Below are 14,034 nucleotides of genomic sequence, written 5' to 3'. Positions count from 1 at the left end.
GTGATCACACGGCCGCGCCGGGCCGCCCCCTCCACCCGGCGCGGCCGTGACCTACGGACGTCGGGCGCCGGTGCCGGTGCGCACCGCGGAGATCGCCACCGTGGCGTAGTCCATCGTGAAGCCGCCGCCCATCGCGTCGATGGCGGTACCGGCGCCGTCGAGCACCTCGGCCATCCTGTCCGGGGGCAGCCGGGTGAAGGCCCCCAGCGTGGGCATCTGGTCCAGCCAGGCGTCCCGGGTGTAGGTCCACTCCCAGTCGAAGCGCCACTGCTCCGGCTCCCCGAAGCCGCCGGCCTCGCGGATCCCGTCGGAGGTCTTCGCGAATACGGCCTGATAGCCGTCCACGGCGCCGGTCAGCACCGCCCGGAAGTCGAACGGCGCATCGGGCACCACCCGCCGGCAGACCCCGTCGATCGCGTCCGCCACCGCCGCCGGGAGGCGGAAGACGTTCCAGAAGGCCGCCAGGCGGCCGCCGGGGCGCAGGACCCGCGCGGCCTTGGCCGCGCCCGCGACCGGGTCGATCCAGTGCCAGGCCTGTGCGGCCACCACCGCGTCGTACCGGCGGCCGGCCGGATCCCAGTCCTCGAACGTCGCCACGTCCACCGCGAGGCCGAACCGGCGGGCCTGTACGGCGAGTCGCGGATCGGGTTCGACGCCGGCGACCCGGCAGCCGAGCGCCTGGAACTGCCGGGCGGCGATACCGGTGCCGGCGCCGACATCGAGGACGTCCAGGCCGGGACTGCCGGGACTGCCGGGACTGCCGGCGACGATCCGCTCCACCAGGGTCTCGGGGTACCGGGGGCGGGCCCTGTCGTAGCGTTCGGCGTCCGCGCCGAAGGACTCCGCGACCTCTCGCTGCCGGTGCACTTCACCGTGCGGATTAGTGGGCATGTGCCCACTCTGCATGGGCGCTCGCCCACTCGTCAACTCCGCCTACGGAAGGCACACTTCGGCCGGCTCCCGACGCGACGACGACCGCGCCCAACCGGCGCGGGTACCGTGGGGACCGGTACGCAGCAAACGGACGAGGAAGGCGAGGGGCCGGAATGCCGACGGGGGTGGCGATCCGCGACGTGTCCGGGCAGCTGTTCGACGCAGCCGAGCGCGTGCTGCTCCAGCACGGGCCGAACGCGCTGACCAGCCGGGCGGTCACCGCCGAGGCGGGCTGCGCCAAGGGCGTCCTGCACCGGCACTTCGCCGACTTCGACGCCTTCCTCGCCGAGCTCGTCCTGGACCGGATCGGCCGGATCCGGGCCCAGGCCGCCGCCATGTCCGCCTCGGCCGGGACGGGGACCGTCGTGGACAACCTCACCACCGCCCTGACGGACCTCTTCACGTCGGTCGCCGTGGCGGTCGTCGGCCTCGTCATCGCCCGGGACGAACTGCGTGCCCGGCTGCACCGGGCGGGCTCCACGGGCGTCCCGGTCCTGGCCGAGGCCACCGCGATGATCGCCTCGTACCTCGCCGCCGAGCGCGAGCAGGGCCGCCTCGGCAGCGACGCCGACGTCGACACGCTCGCCCTCACCCTGATCGGATCCGGCCACCTGCTGTTCGCCGGCCGAGGGGGCGCCGCACCCGGGGTCGCCGACGTCCGCAAGGTCGTGAGCTCGGTCGTCTCCGGCGCCGCCGCACGTCCGTAGCGACCGGGCGCGGACCCGGCCCCCGGGGCCGCTGCCCCGGCCTCGCCGCTACTGCGCCCGTACGGGCGCCCACAGGCTGACGCTCCACACGTCCCCGTGCCCCACGTGGCGGCCCCGCTCCTCCTCGACGTCGTCGACGACGATGACGGAGACGTGGGACGCCGCCGCCCGGTGTTCGAGGAAGCCACCCTGGTCGGTGACGTCGAACACCGGGGCTCCGGGGAGGCCCGCGAGCGCCTCGCGCACCTCCGCCCAGGCGAGGTGGCGCGGGAATTGGACGCCCGTCGTCCGGGCCCACGTCTTCGCCATGCCGTGGCCGGAGGACAGGCGGTGGAGCTCGACGGACCCGCCGGACATCACCCACTCCTCGCCGGGGTTGAAGTAGAACTCGACGAATCCGTAGTCGCGGCGCAGCGATTCCCCGCCTTCGTCGACGACGTCGACGAAGCGGTGGCGCAAGGCCCGGTCGACCTCGCCGAGGGTAGACCCGATCCCGATCCCGTGCAGGCGTCCGGTCGCTATGAACGAGGCGAGGTATTCGACGGCGGTCACGGCCGGTTCTCCAGTTCGTCGGTCACCGTCAGCGTACGTCGATGGCGCGTGGGGCAGGGGGAGTCCGGGCCGGCCGGCGCACGCGAGGTCAGGGGCGGCGCCAGAGGTCCCGCAGGAGCCGGCCCAGGACGGCCGAGGCCGGGAAGTAGCCCAGCTGCCGGGAATCCAGGCTCTGTTCGGGGTTGTCGCCGATGAGCACGAGGCTGCCGGAGGGCACGCGCCGCTCCGGTACGCCGGCCAGGGTCGGGGCGAGGTCCCCCGGCACGGGGTCGCCGGGCACGGCGAGCACCCGCTTGATCAAGTGGGCGCCTTCCTCGCGCGGGTTGGCGACCACGACCACCCGGCCCCGGCGGGCCCCGGTTCCGCGGACCACCAGGACGCGGTCCCGCTCGTGGTAGGTGGGCTCCATGCTGCGGCCCCGTACGGTCACCAGGACCAGCCGGCGCCCCGGCAGCGCGGCGAGGGCTCCGGCGAGCCGGGCGAGCCGGGACCGGGGCGCTCCGGGCGCGCGGGGGGAGGGCCAGGACACCGCGAGGGCGTCGAGCTCCTCCCGGCTCGGCATCACCCCGGCCGCCGGATCGTAGGAGGGGCCGCGCCCGGAGCCGGGACGGGACGCGGCATGCACCGGACGGGGCCTCACCGCGAGACCGCCGCGTCGGGGACCGCCACGTCACGGACGGCCGCATCAGGGACCCCCGCGTCAGGGACGGTCGGGTCCGGGGCCGGGTCCGGTGCCGGGTCCTTGGGCCCGTCCTGGTAGTCCTTGGCCTGCAGGGTGAACAGGTCGGCGTACGTGCCGCCCGCCGCCAGCAGTTCCTCGTGGCCGCCCTGCTCGACGATCCTGCCGTTCTGGAGCACCACGATGACGTCCGCTTCCCGCACCGTGCCGAGCCGGTGGGAGATCAGCACGCTGGTCCGCCCTGCGCGGAAGCTCCGCAGCGAGGCGTGGATCTCGTGCTCGGCCTCGGCGTCGAGGCCGGAGGAGGGTTCGTCGAGGATCATGAGTTCGCGGTCGTGCCGCATCAGGGCACGGGCCAGGGCGACCCGCTGGTGCTGTCCTCCGGACAGGAGGACGCCCACGGACGGATCGGATGCGTCCGGTGCCGTCATGAACTTCCGCGACAGCAGGGTGTCGTACCCCTGGGGCAGCGAGGCCAGCACCCCGTCGATCCCCGCGCGGCGGGCCGCCTCCCGGATGCGCGGGCGGTCGGCCACTGCCTCCAGGTCGCCCAGCCCGATGTTCTCGGCCGCGGTGAGGTCGTAGTGCATGGAGTCCTGGAAGACCGCGCCGATCCGGGACCGCAGCTCGGCCGGGTCGATCTCCCGGATGTCGACCCCGTCCCACAGGACCGCGCCCCGCGTGGGGTCGTAGAGCCGGCACAGCAGTTTCACGAAGGTGGACTTGCCCGCGCCGTTGAGCCCGATCAGGGCCAGGGCCCGGCCGTGGGGGATGAAGAGGTTCACGCCCCGCAGCACCCACGGCAGTTGGTCCGCATACCGGAACCACACGTCCCGGAACTCGATCCCGAGCCGCATCGAGGGCAGCGGCCTGGGCCGGTCGGCCACGGGGAGGTCCGATCCGAGGGCCGTGACGGCCCGGTAGCGCTGGAAGAGGAGCAGGGCCTCGGCCGTCGACGCCATCTGCATGGCCAGCGCACCGAGCGCGCCCTGCACGGCGGTGACGGCGGCGACGAACAGGGCGATCCCGCCGACCGTCATGCTGCCGTCGCGCGCGGCGCCCACGGCCCACAGCAGGCCGCCGCCGGACACGGCCGCGGCCAGTCCTTCCAGGCAGAACTGCACGGACAGTTCCTTGCGGTCCATCCGCTTGCGGGCCGCGTTGTTGGCCAGCCGCTCACGGCGCATCGACGTCCTGAAGAACCCGCCGAGCCCGAAGAGCCGTACTTCCTTCGCCCCCTCGACCGTGCTCAGCAGCTGGTTGTAGAAGAACTCCTTGCGTTCGACGGGGCTCACGTCCATGACCAGCTGGGCGCGGCGGCGCGAGAGCAGCCATTCCGCGATCACCGCGGGGACGGCGGCCGCGAGGACGACGAGGGCCATGACCGGGCTGAGGGCGAACAGGGACGCCGCGAATCCGAGGACGGGGAGCACCTGGCCGGCGATGTCCAGTCCCCCGCTGACGATCTGGACGGGTGCGCTGCGGCTCGCCGTCTGAGCGAGCCGCAGCTCGTCGAGGAAGCGGGGGTTCTCGAACCGGCTGATGCCGATGGACCGGTCGACGGCGGCGAACAGCTCGTCCATGGCCACCACGCCGGTCCTGCGGTCCAGCTCGGCGTGCAGGAACTGCGACACCAGGGGGGTGACCGCCGTCGCGACACCGACGACGGCGAGGGCGGTCGCGAGTCCCACCAGGCCGGACAGTTCGGCGCCCCGGACGAGGTCGTCGAGCAGCGTCTTCATGAGCCACGCGGTGGCCAGCGGGAACGCGCCCCGGCAGAGGGTGACCACGGCGAAGGCCGACAGGTGCCAGGGGGCCGTCCTCCCGACGAGCAGCAGCGCCGCGGCTGCGAGGCGGACGGTCCGCAGGAGTCCGGACGGTGCGGCGCGCATGCGATCGCCCCTGGTCATACCGCTGTCGCGGCGGGCATGGCCAGTACCCGGTCGGAGGTCACCACAGTCCGGCCGCCGACTGTGCCGATCCGCAGGACGGTCGGCGTGCCGGAGGTGCGGAAGGCCGTGCCGACGGGGCCCAGGGGCTCCTCCACGACGACGTGCGCGAGGGGGCTCAGCAGTGCCACGAGGTCCTGGGAGGCTTCCGCGGTGCCGATCACGACGGCTATCCGGCGGTCCCGGCCGTGCTCGTCGGCTTCGGCGAAACGGACGTAGTCGGGGAGCGCCGCCTTGCAGGGCTGGCAGTCGGGGGCGAAGAACGCGACGACGCTGTCGTCGGCCAGGCAGGCGCGGTCCAGCGGCCGGCCGTCGACGGTGACGGCCTGGAACTCCGCGACCTCGTCCCCGGGGCGGATTCCGGCCTGCTGCCGGATGGGGGCGAGGATCTCGGTGTGCTCGCGCAGCCGTTTGACCACGCCGACGGTCAGCAGCAGGTTCAGCAGACAGAGCGCTGAGAGCAGCACGACGGCGGCTGTCAGGACATACATCGGGACTCCTGGGGTTCGGTCATGGGGCGAAGGGGCGGACGGGCGCCCGGGGCGTGCCGCCGTCCGGGAGCGGCCTGAAGAGCGCGGTGATCTCGTCGAGGGCCGTGGTCACCAGGCCGGCGGCCAGGCCCGCGAGCGCCGCCACCAGCACGTGGCCCGGGCCGGCCGGGCCGCGTGCCGCGGGCGCCAGCAGGCAGCCGACGGCGACGGCCGCGAGCAGGAGGTTGCGTACGACGTGCCGCGCGCCGACGGGTGTGGCGGAGAGCCCGAAGCAGTTGCACGCCACGGGAGAGCGGCGGCGCAGGGTCCGGGCGATCCCGAACGTGAAGGCGGCGAGCAGCAGCGCCGCGAGGAGCAGCCCCAGCCGGCCGGCCGTCCGCGTCGGCACCGCCAGGAGCGTCCAGGTCGCGAACTCCGCGGTCAGGACGGCCCGTGCGGCCGGTTCGTCCAGGGCCGGGGGTCCTATGCGCATGTGGGCCAAGGACCGTACGAACCCCCGGTACGCCGCACGGTTGCGCGCCTTGCTCAGGGACGAGATCAGGAAGACCGTGCCGATGAGGCTGCGCACGGCGATCTCGAACGAGGACATTGGCGTTCCCTTCGGCGGTGGGCCCCGCCACCGGTCGGTTCCGGTAGCGGGGCGGTGTTTCAGCCGTGCGTGCTGCGGGTTCAGCCGCAGATGCCGCGCGTGAACTTGGCGCCGTTCCAGTACGCCTCACAGGGGGCGTTGTAGCCGAAGTGGCCCCAGGGGCCGTTGTTGCACTGCCAGCACGCGCCGTAGCTGTACCAGCCGGGCGCGGCGGCGGCATCCGCGGTGACGGTGGGGACGACGCGCTCCAGCAGGGCGGCGCCCATGGCTTCGATCTTGGCGAACATGTCGGTCTCTTCTCTGTCGTGGTGTGTCCACCGCTCCGGTGTGGTGTCCGCGGTGGCATGTCATGAGCATGTCGGAGCGCGGTCAGCATGTCGTTGACTGCCCGAGCACGCTTGTTGACGGTTCTTGTACGCCGCGCGGGGGCGCGGCCGTGTGCCGGTACTGCTTCGGCGACATCCCGTAGGCGGCGCGGAAGGCACGGCTGAAGTGGGCGTTGCTGAGGAAGCCCCAGCGCGCGGCGATCACGTGGACGGGATGGGAGTCCAGACGCGGGTCGGACAGGTCGCGGCGGCAGCTCTCCAGGCGCCGCTCCCTGATCCATGCCGCGACGGTCAGCCCCTCCTCCTGGAAGAGCTTGTAGAGGTAGCTGACGGAGATCTGGTGGGCCGCCGCGACGGCCTGCGGCGAGAGGCGGGCGTCCCCCAGGTGCCGCTCCACGAAGCCCTGCACGCGGAGCATCAGCGAGCGCCGGTACGAATCGGCCGGTACGCAGGCCGCGGTGTCCAGTTCGTGGGCCAGCAGGGCCGTCAACAGGTCGAGGAGGATGCCGCCCAGCCGCGCGGTGTCGGCCGGCCGGTAGTGCCGGGCGTCCCTGACCAGGCGGACGAGGAAGTCCGTCAGGAGCGGACCGATCCCCTCACGGCCGGACAGCCGCTCGCCCGCCAGCCGGTCCATGCCGGCGGGAGGCAGGGGCAGAAGCGCCCCGGGGAAGTGGATCTGGACGAGCTCGGCGGGATCCCGGCACCCCGTCACCACCGAGCGGAACGGCTGCGAGCCTTCGTAGAAGACCATCTCCCCGGCTCCGAGCACGGTCTCCCGGCCGGCCCGGGTCAGCAGTGGCCGGCCGTGCAGCGGGAGCGCCAGGTGGAACAGTGCGGGATCGGCCCTGCGGATCAGGTGCGGGGTCCGGAGCACCTGCAGTGAGCGGAAGGTCAGCGCGGGCGCGTCCGTGACGTGCGCGGCGTGGTCCTCCCTACGGATGGCCGTCTGTAACAGGACTCTCTCCTTCCCGGTGGATCCCCTCGAAGGGGACGGGGTCCGTTCGCCAACCGGCCAGTGCGGGCGCCCCGGAGAGGGCTCTGCGGATGATCCGGTCGCCGACCGAGGCGGCTTCCTCCGCGCCGGCGGCCAGCAGGAACAGCGCGATGTCCAGGCGCCCTTCGGCGGAGCGGGCGTAGACGTGCTCCAGCCGGTCGGCGGGGACCGCGACGGCCCAGATGACATCGGTGACGAGATGGCGGTCGGCGAGCCGGACGGGACGGTCCGGCGGCGCCGACAGGAACAGCAGGGTCATGACGAGGTGCACGACCCCGGTCAGTCCCAGATCAGGCCGAAGAGGACGAAGAACACGGCATGCCTCGTTTCTGGCGGTCGGGAGGGGGGTGATCGGAGATCACCCGGTCGGTGTGCAGGGAGGCGGGCCCGCCTTGTTCCTGGTGACGAGTCTTGCGACCGGCCGCGGCGCACGGAAGGGAGAGCGGGTGACAGCAACCGCTCCGGAGCGTTTGGTGTCACGCGCGAAGCCCCTGGCGGAGACCGGGATTCTCGGTAGAGAACCCGTCCCACCAGGGGCTTCGTCGTACGGTGAGGACTCCGGCCGGAGCTAGCAGATGCGCGGCAGCTGCTCTCCGAGCGGGAGGTCGACCACGCGGGTGCCGCCGAGGGCGGTGCGGGAGACGACCATGCCGGGGTGGGCCTCGACGGCCTCGCCGATCACCGTGGCGTGGCGGCCCAGGGGGTGGGCGCGCATGGCGTCGAGGACGGCGTCGGCGTGTTCGCGGGGGACGAAGGCGACCAGCTTGCCCTCGTTCGCCACGTAGAGCGGGTCGAGGCCGAGGATCGAGCAGGCGTTCGCGACGGCCGGCGGGACCGGGACACGGCTCTCGGTGATCACGACACCGGTGCCCGAGGCGGCCGCGATCTCGTTGAGCGAGGCCGCCAGGCCGCCGCGGGTGGGGTCGCGCAGGACGTGCAGGTCCGGGGTGACGGCGAGCATGCTCTGCACGAGGCCGCCCAGGGCCGCGCAGTCGCTCTCGATGTCCACGCCGAATTCCAGGCCTTCGCGGACGCTCATGATCGCCACCCCGTGGAGGCCGATCTCGCCGCTCACGATGACGACGTCGCCGGGCACCACGCGCTGCGGGCGCAGGTCCACCCCGTCGGGGATGATCCCGATGCCGGTGGTGTTGATGTAGACGCCGTCCCCGTGGCCCACTTCGACCACCTTGGTGTCGCCCGTGGCCACCTCCACGCCCGCGGCCCGCGCGGCGGCGCCCATGGCCTCGGCCACGCGCGCCACGGCGGACATCTCGACGCCCTCCTCCAGGATGAAGCCGCAGGAGAGGTAGGCCGCCCGGGCCCCGCTCATGGCCAGGTCGTTCACCGTACCGTTGACCGCGAGGTCGCCGATGGTGCCGCCGGGGAAGAAGAGCGGCCGCACCACGTACGAGTCGGTGGAGAAGGCCAGTCGGACTCCGCCGAGGGAGATGGCCGCGGAGTCCCCGAGCTGGGCCAGCGCCTCGCCGCCGAAGGCCGGGGCGAACAGGTGCTGGACCAGTTCGGCGGAGAGTGCTCCCCCGCCGCCGTGGCCCATCACCACGCGGGGGTGGTCGCGCAGCGGGGCCGGGCAGGTCCAGCCCGTGATGTCGAGTGCGGTGTCAGGCAACGGGGCTCGCCTCCAGCGGTGCGGTCGGGGCGGCGGGCACGGTCTTCAGTTCCAGCCGCCGGTAGAGGTAGTACGCGGCGCAGGCCCCCTCGCTGGACACCATGGTGGCGCCGAGCGGGCTGCGCGGGGTGCACAGCGTGCCGAAGGCCTCGCACTCGTTCGGTTTGAGGAGCCCCTGGAGCACCTCGCCGCTGCGGCACGCGGCCGGCTCCCGGGTGTTGATGCCGGTCACCGAGAAGCGGTGCTCGGCGTCGAACTCCCGGTAGCGGTCGGACAGCCGCCAGCCGCTGCCGGGGATGACGCCGATGCCGCGCCAGGCCCGGTCGGTGACTTCGAAGACGTCCTCCAGCATGGCGAGGGCGGCCGGGTTGCCCTCGGGGCGGACGGCCCGCGCGTACGCGTTGTCGACGGTGTGCTCGCCGCGTTCCAGCTGCCGCACCGCCCGCCGTACGCCTTCCAGGATGTCCAGCGGCTCGAATCCCGTCACCACGATCGGCACGCGGTGGCGTGCGGCCAGCTCGGGGTACTCGCCCACGCCCATCACGCTGCACACGTGCCCGGCGGCGAGGAAGCCCTGGACCCGGCAGCTCGGCGACTGCATGATCGCCTCGATCGCCGGGGGCACCCGGACGTGGGACACCAGCAGGCTGAAATTGCGGATGCCCAGCTTCTTCGCCTGGTGGACCGTCATGGCGTTGGGGGGCGCGGTGGTCTCGAAGCCGATGCCGAAGAACACCACCTGCCGGTCCGGGTTCTCCTGGGCGATCCTCAGGGCGTCGAGCGGGGAGTAGACCACGCGTACGTCGCCGCCCTCGCTCCGCACCCGGAACAGGTCACGGCCGGTCCCGGGCACCCGGAGCATGTCCCCGAAGGAGCAGAAGATCACGTCGGAGCGGGAGGCGATCTCCAGCGCCTTGTCGATGACCTCCAGCGGGGTGACGCACACCGGACAGCCCGGACCGTGGATCAATTCCAACTGATCCGGGAGCAGTTGGTCGATGCCGTGCCGGATGATGGTGTGGGTCTGGCCGCCGCAGACCTCCATCAGCGCCCAGGGCCGGGTCACGGTGGCGTGGATGTCGTCGAGGAGCCGGCGGGCGAGCTCGGGGTCCTGGAACTCGTCGATGTACTTCACTGCGTGACCTCTCCCTGAGGTGCGGCGGCGGCCGGTTCACCGGCGAAGGGCCAGGGTTCGCCGCCGGCTTCGGCGGCCTGTTCCCACGGATCGCCGAACTCCTCCTGGAGCATGCCGAGTTCCGCGAAGAGTTCGAGGGTCTGGCGCGCCGACTCCTCGTCGAGGCGCTGGAGGGCGAAGCCCACGTGGACGATGGCGTACTCGCCCACCTGGAGGTCGGGCAGGTACTCCAGGCACACCTCCTTCTGCACGCCGCCGAAGTCGACGGTAGCCATGCGGGTGCCGTCCCTCTCCCCGATGTCAAGCACTCTGCCGGGTACCGCCAGGCACATGGGCTTCTCCTTGCTGTGGGTGGTGCGCGGTGTCGGCGGCGGCCGCCACCACGAGCTGGCCGAGGGACAGTCCGCCGTCGTTCGGGGGGACCCGGCCGTGGCGCAGGACGGTGAAACCGCTCGCGCGCAGGGTCCGGGCGCACGCGGACGACAGCAGGGTGTTGGCGAAGACCCCGCCGGTCAGGGCGACGGTGTCCAGGCCGTGCCGCTCGCGCGCGAGCTCGCAGAGCGTGCCGACGAGGTCGCCGACGCTGGTGTGGAAGCGTGCGGCGATCAGTCCCGGGGGCGCGCCCGCGCGTACGTCGGCCACCACGGCGGCCAGTACGGGCGCGGGATCGGCGGTGACCGGAGCCCCGGCCGGGCCGGGCGGGATCCGCAGGCCGAAGGCGTAGCCGGGGCCGGCCGCGCCCGCGCCGAGCGCGGCGCCCTCCAGCTCGATCGCGGCCTGCGCCTCGTACCCCGCCTGGTGGCAGACGCCGGCCAGGGAAGAGACGGCGTCGAAGAGCCGGCCCATGCTGGAGGTCGGCACGCAGTTCAGGCCGCGCGTCAGCTGACGCTCCAGAACGGTGAGTTCGTCCGGCGGGCAGGCGGCGACGCAGGGCAGGTCCGGGCTCCATCCGATACCCGCGGCCCGCAGGTGGGACAGCGCCATGCGGTACGGACGCTGCACGGCCGTGTCGCCGCCCGGCAGCGGGACGTACCCGAGGTGGGCGAAGCGGGTGTACCCGGCGTAGTCGGCGAGGAGGACCTCGCCGCCCCACACGGCCCCGTCGTCTCCGTAGCCGGTGCCGTCGAAGGCGATGCCGATGACCGGCCGGCCGCCGTCCAGGCCGTGCTCCGCCATGGCGGAGGCGATGTGCGCGTGGTGGTGCTGGACGCGCACGAGCGGCCGGGCGCCCGCGGCGCGCCGCGCCCAGCGGGTGGAGCGGTAGCCGGGATGCCGGTCGGCGGCGAGGCGCAGCGGGTCGACGCCGGTGATGGACTCCAGCTGGCGCTCGGCGCGTTCGAAGGCGTACTGGGTGGCGAGGTCGTCCATGTCGCCGACGTGGGCGGACAGCCAGGCCTGGCGCCCTTCGCCGAGGCAGAAGGCGTTCTTCAGGTCCCCGCCCACGGCGAGGGTCGGCGGGACCGGCAGCGGCAGTGTCAGCGGGAGCGGGGCGTACCCGCGGGAGCGCCGCAGGGTCAGCGTCTCGCCGTCGCAGACCCGCACCACGGAGTCGTCGCACGGCACGTGGATGGGGCGGTCGTGGGTGAGCCAGGCGTCGGCGAGGCCGGCGAGCCGGTCCAGGGCCTCGTCGTCATCGGTGACGATGGGCTCGCCGGCGAGGTTCCCGCTGGTCATGACGAGCAGGCGGGGGCCCGGGGGGTCGCCGGGCAGGCCGAGCAGCAGGTGGTGGACCGGGGTGTACGGGAGCATCACGCCGAGGTCGGGACAGCGCGGGGCCACCCCGTCGGCCAGTGCGCCCGGGGCGCCCGGACCCGGCTCGCCGCCGTCGCGGCGGCGCAGCAGCACGATGGGCCGTACGCCTCCCTCCAGCAGCTTCCGCTCCGCGGGGCCGATGTGCGCGAACCGCTCGGCGTCGGAGAGGTCCCGGGCCATCAGGGCGAACGGTTTGTCACCGCGGTTCTTGCGGCGGCGCAGCTCGGCCACGGCGCCGGGGTGGGTGGCGTCGCAGGCCAGGTGGTAGCCGCCCAGGCCCTTCACGGCGAGGATCGCCCCGGCCGCCAGCAGCCGCCGGGCCCCGGCGACCGGGTCGGGGCCGTCCGGGCCGGCGCCGGCGCTCTCGCGGGGCGGCTGCCCGGTGAGCAGCCTCAGCCGGGGGCCGCAGGCCGGGCAGGCGACCGGCTGGGCGTGGAAGCGGCGGTCGGCGGGGTCGCCGTACTCGCGGGCGCAGTCGGGGCACATGGGGAAGCGGGCCATGGTGGTGTGGGCGCGGTCGTACGGCAGCCCGGTGACGATGGTGAACCGCGGCCCGCAGTGGGTGCAGGTGATGAAGGGGTGCCGGTGGCGCCGGTCGGCGGGGTCCGCCAGTTCGGCGCGGCAGTCGGCGCAGGTGGCCGCGTCCGGGGAGACCAGGGTGCGGGCGGGGCCTCCGGTCCGGGAGGCGATGATGGTGAACCCGGCGCCGCCCGAGACCGGGACCTCGCAGTGGTCGACGGCGTCCACGACGGCCAGCGGGGGCGCGTCCGCGGCGAGCCGCTCGCAGAACCGGTGGACCGCCGCCGGGGCGCCCTCGACCTCGGCGACGACGCCCTCGGGGGTGTTGGTGACGTGCCCGGCGAGGCCGAGCCCGGTCGCCCTGGTGTAGACGTAGGGCCGGAAGCCGACACCCTGGACCACGCCGCGGACGGTGACCCGGCGGCGCTGCACGGCCTCCATCAGCGGGTCTGCGCGGCGGAACGCACGTGCGGGTGAGCGTGGTGGTGGTCGTCCCCATGACTGTGGCCGTGGCCGTCGCCGTGGATGTGCACGTGGTCGTGCGCGTCCCCGTGGTCGTGGCCGTGGTCATGGTCGTGGCCGTGGTCATGGTCATGGCCGTGGTCATCGTCGTGGCCGTGGTCATCGTCGTGGTCGTGGCCGTGCGACTGCCGGCGGCCGGCCATGACCGGGGTGTGCGCCCCGGCGCCCGCCCCCGCCGCCAGCGCCCGGTCGAGCAGGAGGCCCAGCCCCTCACCCGCGCGGGCCGAGGTGAGGACCACCTCCACACCGGGATTGACCTGCTCGACGTGGGCGCGGAAGGCGGCCTCGTCGAAGTCGACGGCCCGCGCGATGTCGGTCTTGGTGACCACCACCAGCTGGGCCAGCCCGAAGGCGGTCGGATACTTCAGCGGCTTGTCCTCGCCCTCCGTCACCGACGCGAGGACCACGCGCAGCGTTTCCCCGAGGTCGTACGAGGCGGGGCAGACCAGGTTGCCCACGTTCTCCACGAAGAGCAGCCGGGTGTCCTCGGGCAGCCAGCCGTCCAGGTGCCGGCCGAGCATCCCGGCCTCCAGGTGGCACAGTCCGTCGGTGAGCACCTGCTTGACCGGTACGCCCGAACGGGCCAGCCGCGTCGCGTCGTTCTCGGTGGCCAGGTCCGCGGTCAGTGCGGCCACGGCCACGCCCCGCTCACGGGCGAGGAGCAGTTCGCGTTCCAGCAGCGCCGTCTTCCCGCTGCCGGGGCTGGAGAGCAGATTGACCACCGTCGTTCCGCGGGCTGTGAGTTCGGCGCGCAGGACCTGGGCCGCCGTGTCGTTCTTGGCGAGTACCGCCTGCCGCAGATCGACCACTCGGCACATGGTTCAGGCCTCCTCGGGAATCGGTTCGCGGGTACGGGCACCGGCGGGGCCGTCCTCCCAGCACACGCTGAGGATCTCCAGCTCACGGCCCGACAGCAGTTCCACGTCCGTGGCCCTGCCGCATCCGGGGCAGCACAGTTCGGGGGGCATCCCCACGGCCCAGGTGCCGGGGCAGGAGGCGCAGCGGGCGCGGGCCGGGACGGACTCGGTGACGAGCGAGGCGCCGTCGAGGACCGTGCCGGCGCAGGCCAGTTCGAAACAGAAGGCCAGCGCGTCGGGGACCACCCCCGCCAGCTCGCCGACCTGCAGCCGTACGGAGGTGACGGCGCGCGCGCCGCCCGCCCGGGCCGCCTCTTCCACCTGGCCCACTACGGCCATGGCGATGGACATCTCGTGCATGGGACTCCGTCCTGCCGGGGCTCATTACACCGGCGGGAC

Annotated in this window: 16 protein-coding genes; 1 reads left to right on the top strand and 15 read right to left on the bottom strand. The window is 73.5% G+C overall.

What is annotated here, in order from left to right; all coding sequences use genetic code 11:
• Positions 1 to 51: 51 nt before the first annotated feature.
• A complete protein-coding gene (locus OG472_RS33810) occupies positions 52 to 891 on the bottom strand; it encodes a class I SAM-dependent methyltransferase (RefSeq protein ID WP_405942364.1) in 840 nt (279 codons plus the stop codon).
• Between the two features lie 155 nt (positions 892 to 1,046).
• On the opposite strand from OG472_RS33810, the gene OG472_RS33805 reads away from it, so the two are divergent.
• Positions 1,047 to 1,640: a TetR/AcrR family transcriptional regulator gene (locus OG472_RS33805; protein ID WP_405942363.1), complete on the top strand. Its 594-nt coding sequence runs from the start codon at positions 1,047 to 1,049 to the stop codon at positions 1,638 to 1,640.
• A gap of 48 nt (positions 1,641 to 1,688) precedes the next feature.
• Here the strand turns inward: OG472_RS33805 and OG472_RS33800 are convergent, their stop codons facing one another.
• The 14 genes from OG472_RS33800 to OG472_RS33735 all read right to left on the bottom strand — a co-directional run bounded on the left by OG472_RS33800 (position 1,689) and on the right by OG472_RS33735 (position 13,995).
• Positions 1,689 to 2,192, bottom strand: a complete 504-nt coding sequence (locus OG472_RS33800) for a hypothetical protein (protein WP_405832674.1) — start codon at positions 2,190 to 2,192, stop codon at positions 1,689 to 1,691.
• Positions 2,193 to 2,280: 88 nt separating this feature from the next.
• Positions 2,281 to 2,817, bottom strand: a complete 537-nt coding sequence (locus tag OG472_RS33795; protein ID WP_405832673.1) for a S26 family signal peptidase — start codon at positions 2,815 to 2,817, stop codon at positions 2,281 to 2,283.
• An 11-nt stretch (positions 2,818 to 2,828) separates the two neighbouring features.
• Entirely contained in the window at positions 2,829 to 4,763 is a 1,935-nt protein-coding gene (locus tag OG472_RS33790; RefSeq protein ID WP_405832671.1) for an ABC transporter ATP-binding protein, read from the bottom strand.
• Between the two features lie 14 nt (positions 4,764 to 4,777).
• A complete protein-coding gene (locus OG472_RS33785) occupies positions 4,778 to 5,311 on the bottom strand; it encodes a TlpA family protein disulfide reductase (protein WP_405832669.1) in 534 nt (177 codons plus the stop codon).
• Positions 5,312 to 5,330: 19 nt separating this feature from the next.
• Positions 5,331 to 5,900: a MauE/DoxX family redox-associated membrane protein gene (locus OG472_RS33780; RefSeq protein ID WP_401612406.1), complete on the bottom strand. Its 570-nt coding sequence runs from the start codon at positions 5,898 to 5,900 to the stop codon at positions 5,331 to 5,333.
• 80 nt (positions 5,901 to 5,980) lie between these two features.
• Positions 5,981 to 6,187 carry a hypothetical protein gene (locus OG472_RS33775; RefSeq protein ID WP_319728744.1) on the bottom strand — a complete coding sequence of 69 codons (207 nt, stop codon included), beginning with the start codon at positions 6,185 to 6,187 and terminating at the stop codon, positions 5,981 to 5,983.
• Between the two features lie 82 nt (positions 6,188 to 6,269).
• Positions 6,270 to 7,121: a helix-turn-helix domain-containing protein gene (locus tag OG472_RS33770; RefSeq protein WP_405943225.1), complete on the bottom strand. Its 852-nt coding sequence runs from the start codon at positions 7,119 to 7,121 to the stop codon at positions 6,270 to 6,272.
• 37 nt (positions 7,122 to 7,158) lie between these two features.
• The gene (locus OG472_RS33765) at positions 7,159 to 7,491 is read right to left on the bottom strand and encodes a hypothetical protein (protein WP_401612412.1); all 333 of its coding nucleotides are present in this window, start codon (positions 7,489 to 7,491) and stop codon (positions 7,159 to 7,161) included.
• A gap of 297 nt (positions 7,492 to 7,788) precedes the next feature.
• The gene (hypE, locus tag OG472_RS33760) at positions 7,789 to 8,850 is read right to left on the bottom strand and encodes a hydrogenase expression/formation protein HypE (protein ID WP_401612415.1); all 1,062 of its coding nucleotides are present in this window, start codon (positions 8,848 to 8,850) and stop codon (positions 7,789 to 7,791) included.
• A complete protein-coding gene (gene hypD / locus OG472_RS33755; RefSeq protein WP_405942362.1) occupies positions 8,843 to 9,985 on the bottom strand; it encodes a hydrogenase formation protein HypD in 1,143 nt (380 codons plus the stop codon). The genes hypE and hypD overlap by 8 nt, the downstream gene beginning before the upstream one ends.
• On the bottom strand, positions 9,982 to 10,317 hold the full coding sequence (locus OG472_RS33750) for a HypC/HybG/HupF family hydrogenase formation chaperone (protein ID WP_401612421.1): 336 nt from the start codon (positions 10,315 to 10,317) through the stop codon (positions 9,982 to 9,984). Before OG472_RS33750 ends, hypD begins: the two co-directional genes overlap by 4 nt.
• Positions 10,286 to 12,697 (bottom strand): carbamoyltransferase HypF, encoded by a 2,412-nt coding sequence (gene hypF / locus OG472_RS33745; protein ID WP_401612424.1) that lies wholly within the window; start codon positions 12,695 to 12,697, stop codon positions 10,286 to 10,288. The genes OG472_RS33750 and hypF overlap by 32 nt, the downstream gene beginning before the upstream one ends.
• Positions 12,697 to 13,596 carry a hydrogenase nickel incorporation protein HypB gene (gene hypB, locus OG472_RS33740; RefSeq protein WP_405942361.1) on the bottom strand — a complete coding sequence of 300 codons (900 nt, stop codon included), beginning with the start codon at positions 13,594 to 13,596 and terminating at the stop codon, positions 12,697 to 12,699. The genes hypF and hypB overlap by 1 nt, the downstream gene beginning before the upstream one ends.
• Before the next feature lie 3 nt (positions 13,597 to 13,599).
• Positions 13,600 to 13,995 (bottom strand): hydrogenase maturation nickel metallochaperone HypA, encoded by a 396-nt coding sequence (locus OG472_RS33735; protein WP_401612430.1) that lies wholly within the window; start codon positions 13,993 to 13,995, stop codon positions 13,600 to 13,602.
• Between the last annotated feature and the right edge of the window lie 39 nt (positions 13,996 to 14,034).

Origin of the sequence: Streptomyces sp. NBC_00207 (genome assembly GCF_045160965.1) — a bacterium.
GTDB lineage: Bacteria > Actinomycetota > Actinomycetes > Streptomycetales > Streptomycetaceae > Streptomyces.
Note: the sequence above shows the minus strand (reverse complement) of the source record. Positions and strands in the feature narration are given on the sequence as shown.

Bases quoted from the DNA above. Each gene is read 5' to 3' on its own strand.
- OG472_RS33810 (WP_405942364.1), bottom strand. From the start codon at position 891: ATGCCCACTAATCCGCACGGTGAAGTGCACCGGCAGCGAGAGGTCGCG.
- OG472_RS33805 (WP_405942363.1), top strand. From the start codon at position 1,047: ATGCCGACGGGGGTGGCGATCCGCGACGTGTCCGGGCAGCTGTTCGAC.
- OG472_RS33790 (WP_405832671.1), bottom strand. From the start codon at position 4,763: ATGCGCGCCGCACCGTCCGGACTCCTGCGGACCGTCCGCCTCGCAGCC.
- OG472_RS33785 (WP_405832669.1), bottom strand. From the start codon at position 5,311: ATGTATGTCCTGACAGCCGCCGTCGTGCTGCTCTCAGCGCTCTGTCTG.
- OG472_RS33780 (WP_401612406.1), bottom strand. From the start codon at position 5,900: ATGTCCTCGTTCGAGATCGCCGTGCGCAGCCTCATCGGCACGGTCTTC.
- OG472_RS33775 (WP_319728744.1), bottom strand. From the start codon at position 6,187: ATGTTCGCCAAGATCGAAGCCATGGGCGCCGCCCTGCTGGAGCGCGTC.
- OG472_RS33750 (WP_401612421.1), bottom strand. From the start codon at position 10,317: ATGTGCCTGGCGGTACCCGGCAGAGTGCTTGACATCGGGGAGAGGGAC.
- hypF (WP_401612424.1), bottom strand. From the start codon at position 12,697: ATGGAGGCCGTGCAGCGCCGCCGGGTCACCGTCCGCGGCGTGGTCCAG.
- hypB (WP_405942361.1), bottom strand. From the start codon at position 13,596: ATGTGCCGAGTGGTCGATCTGCGGCAGGCGGTACTCGCCAAGAACGAC.
- OG472_RS33735 (WP_401612430.1), bottom strand. From the start codon at position 13,995: ATGCACGAGATGTCCATCGCCATGGCCGTAGTGGGCCAGGTGGAAGAG.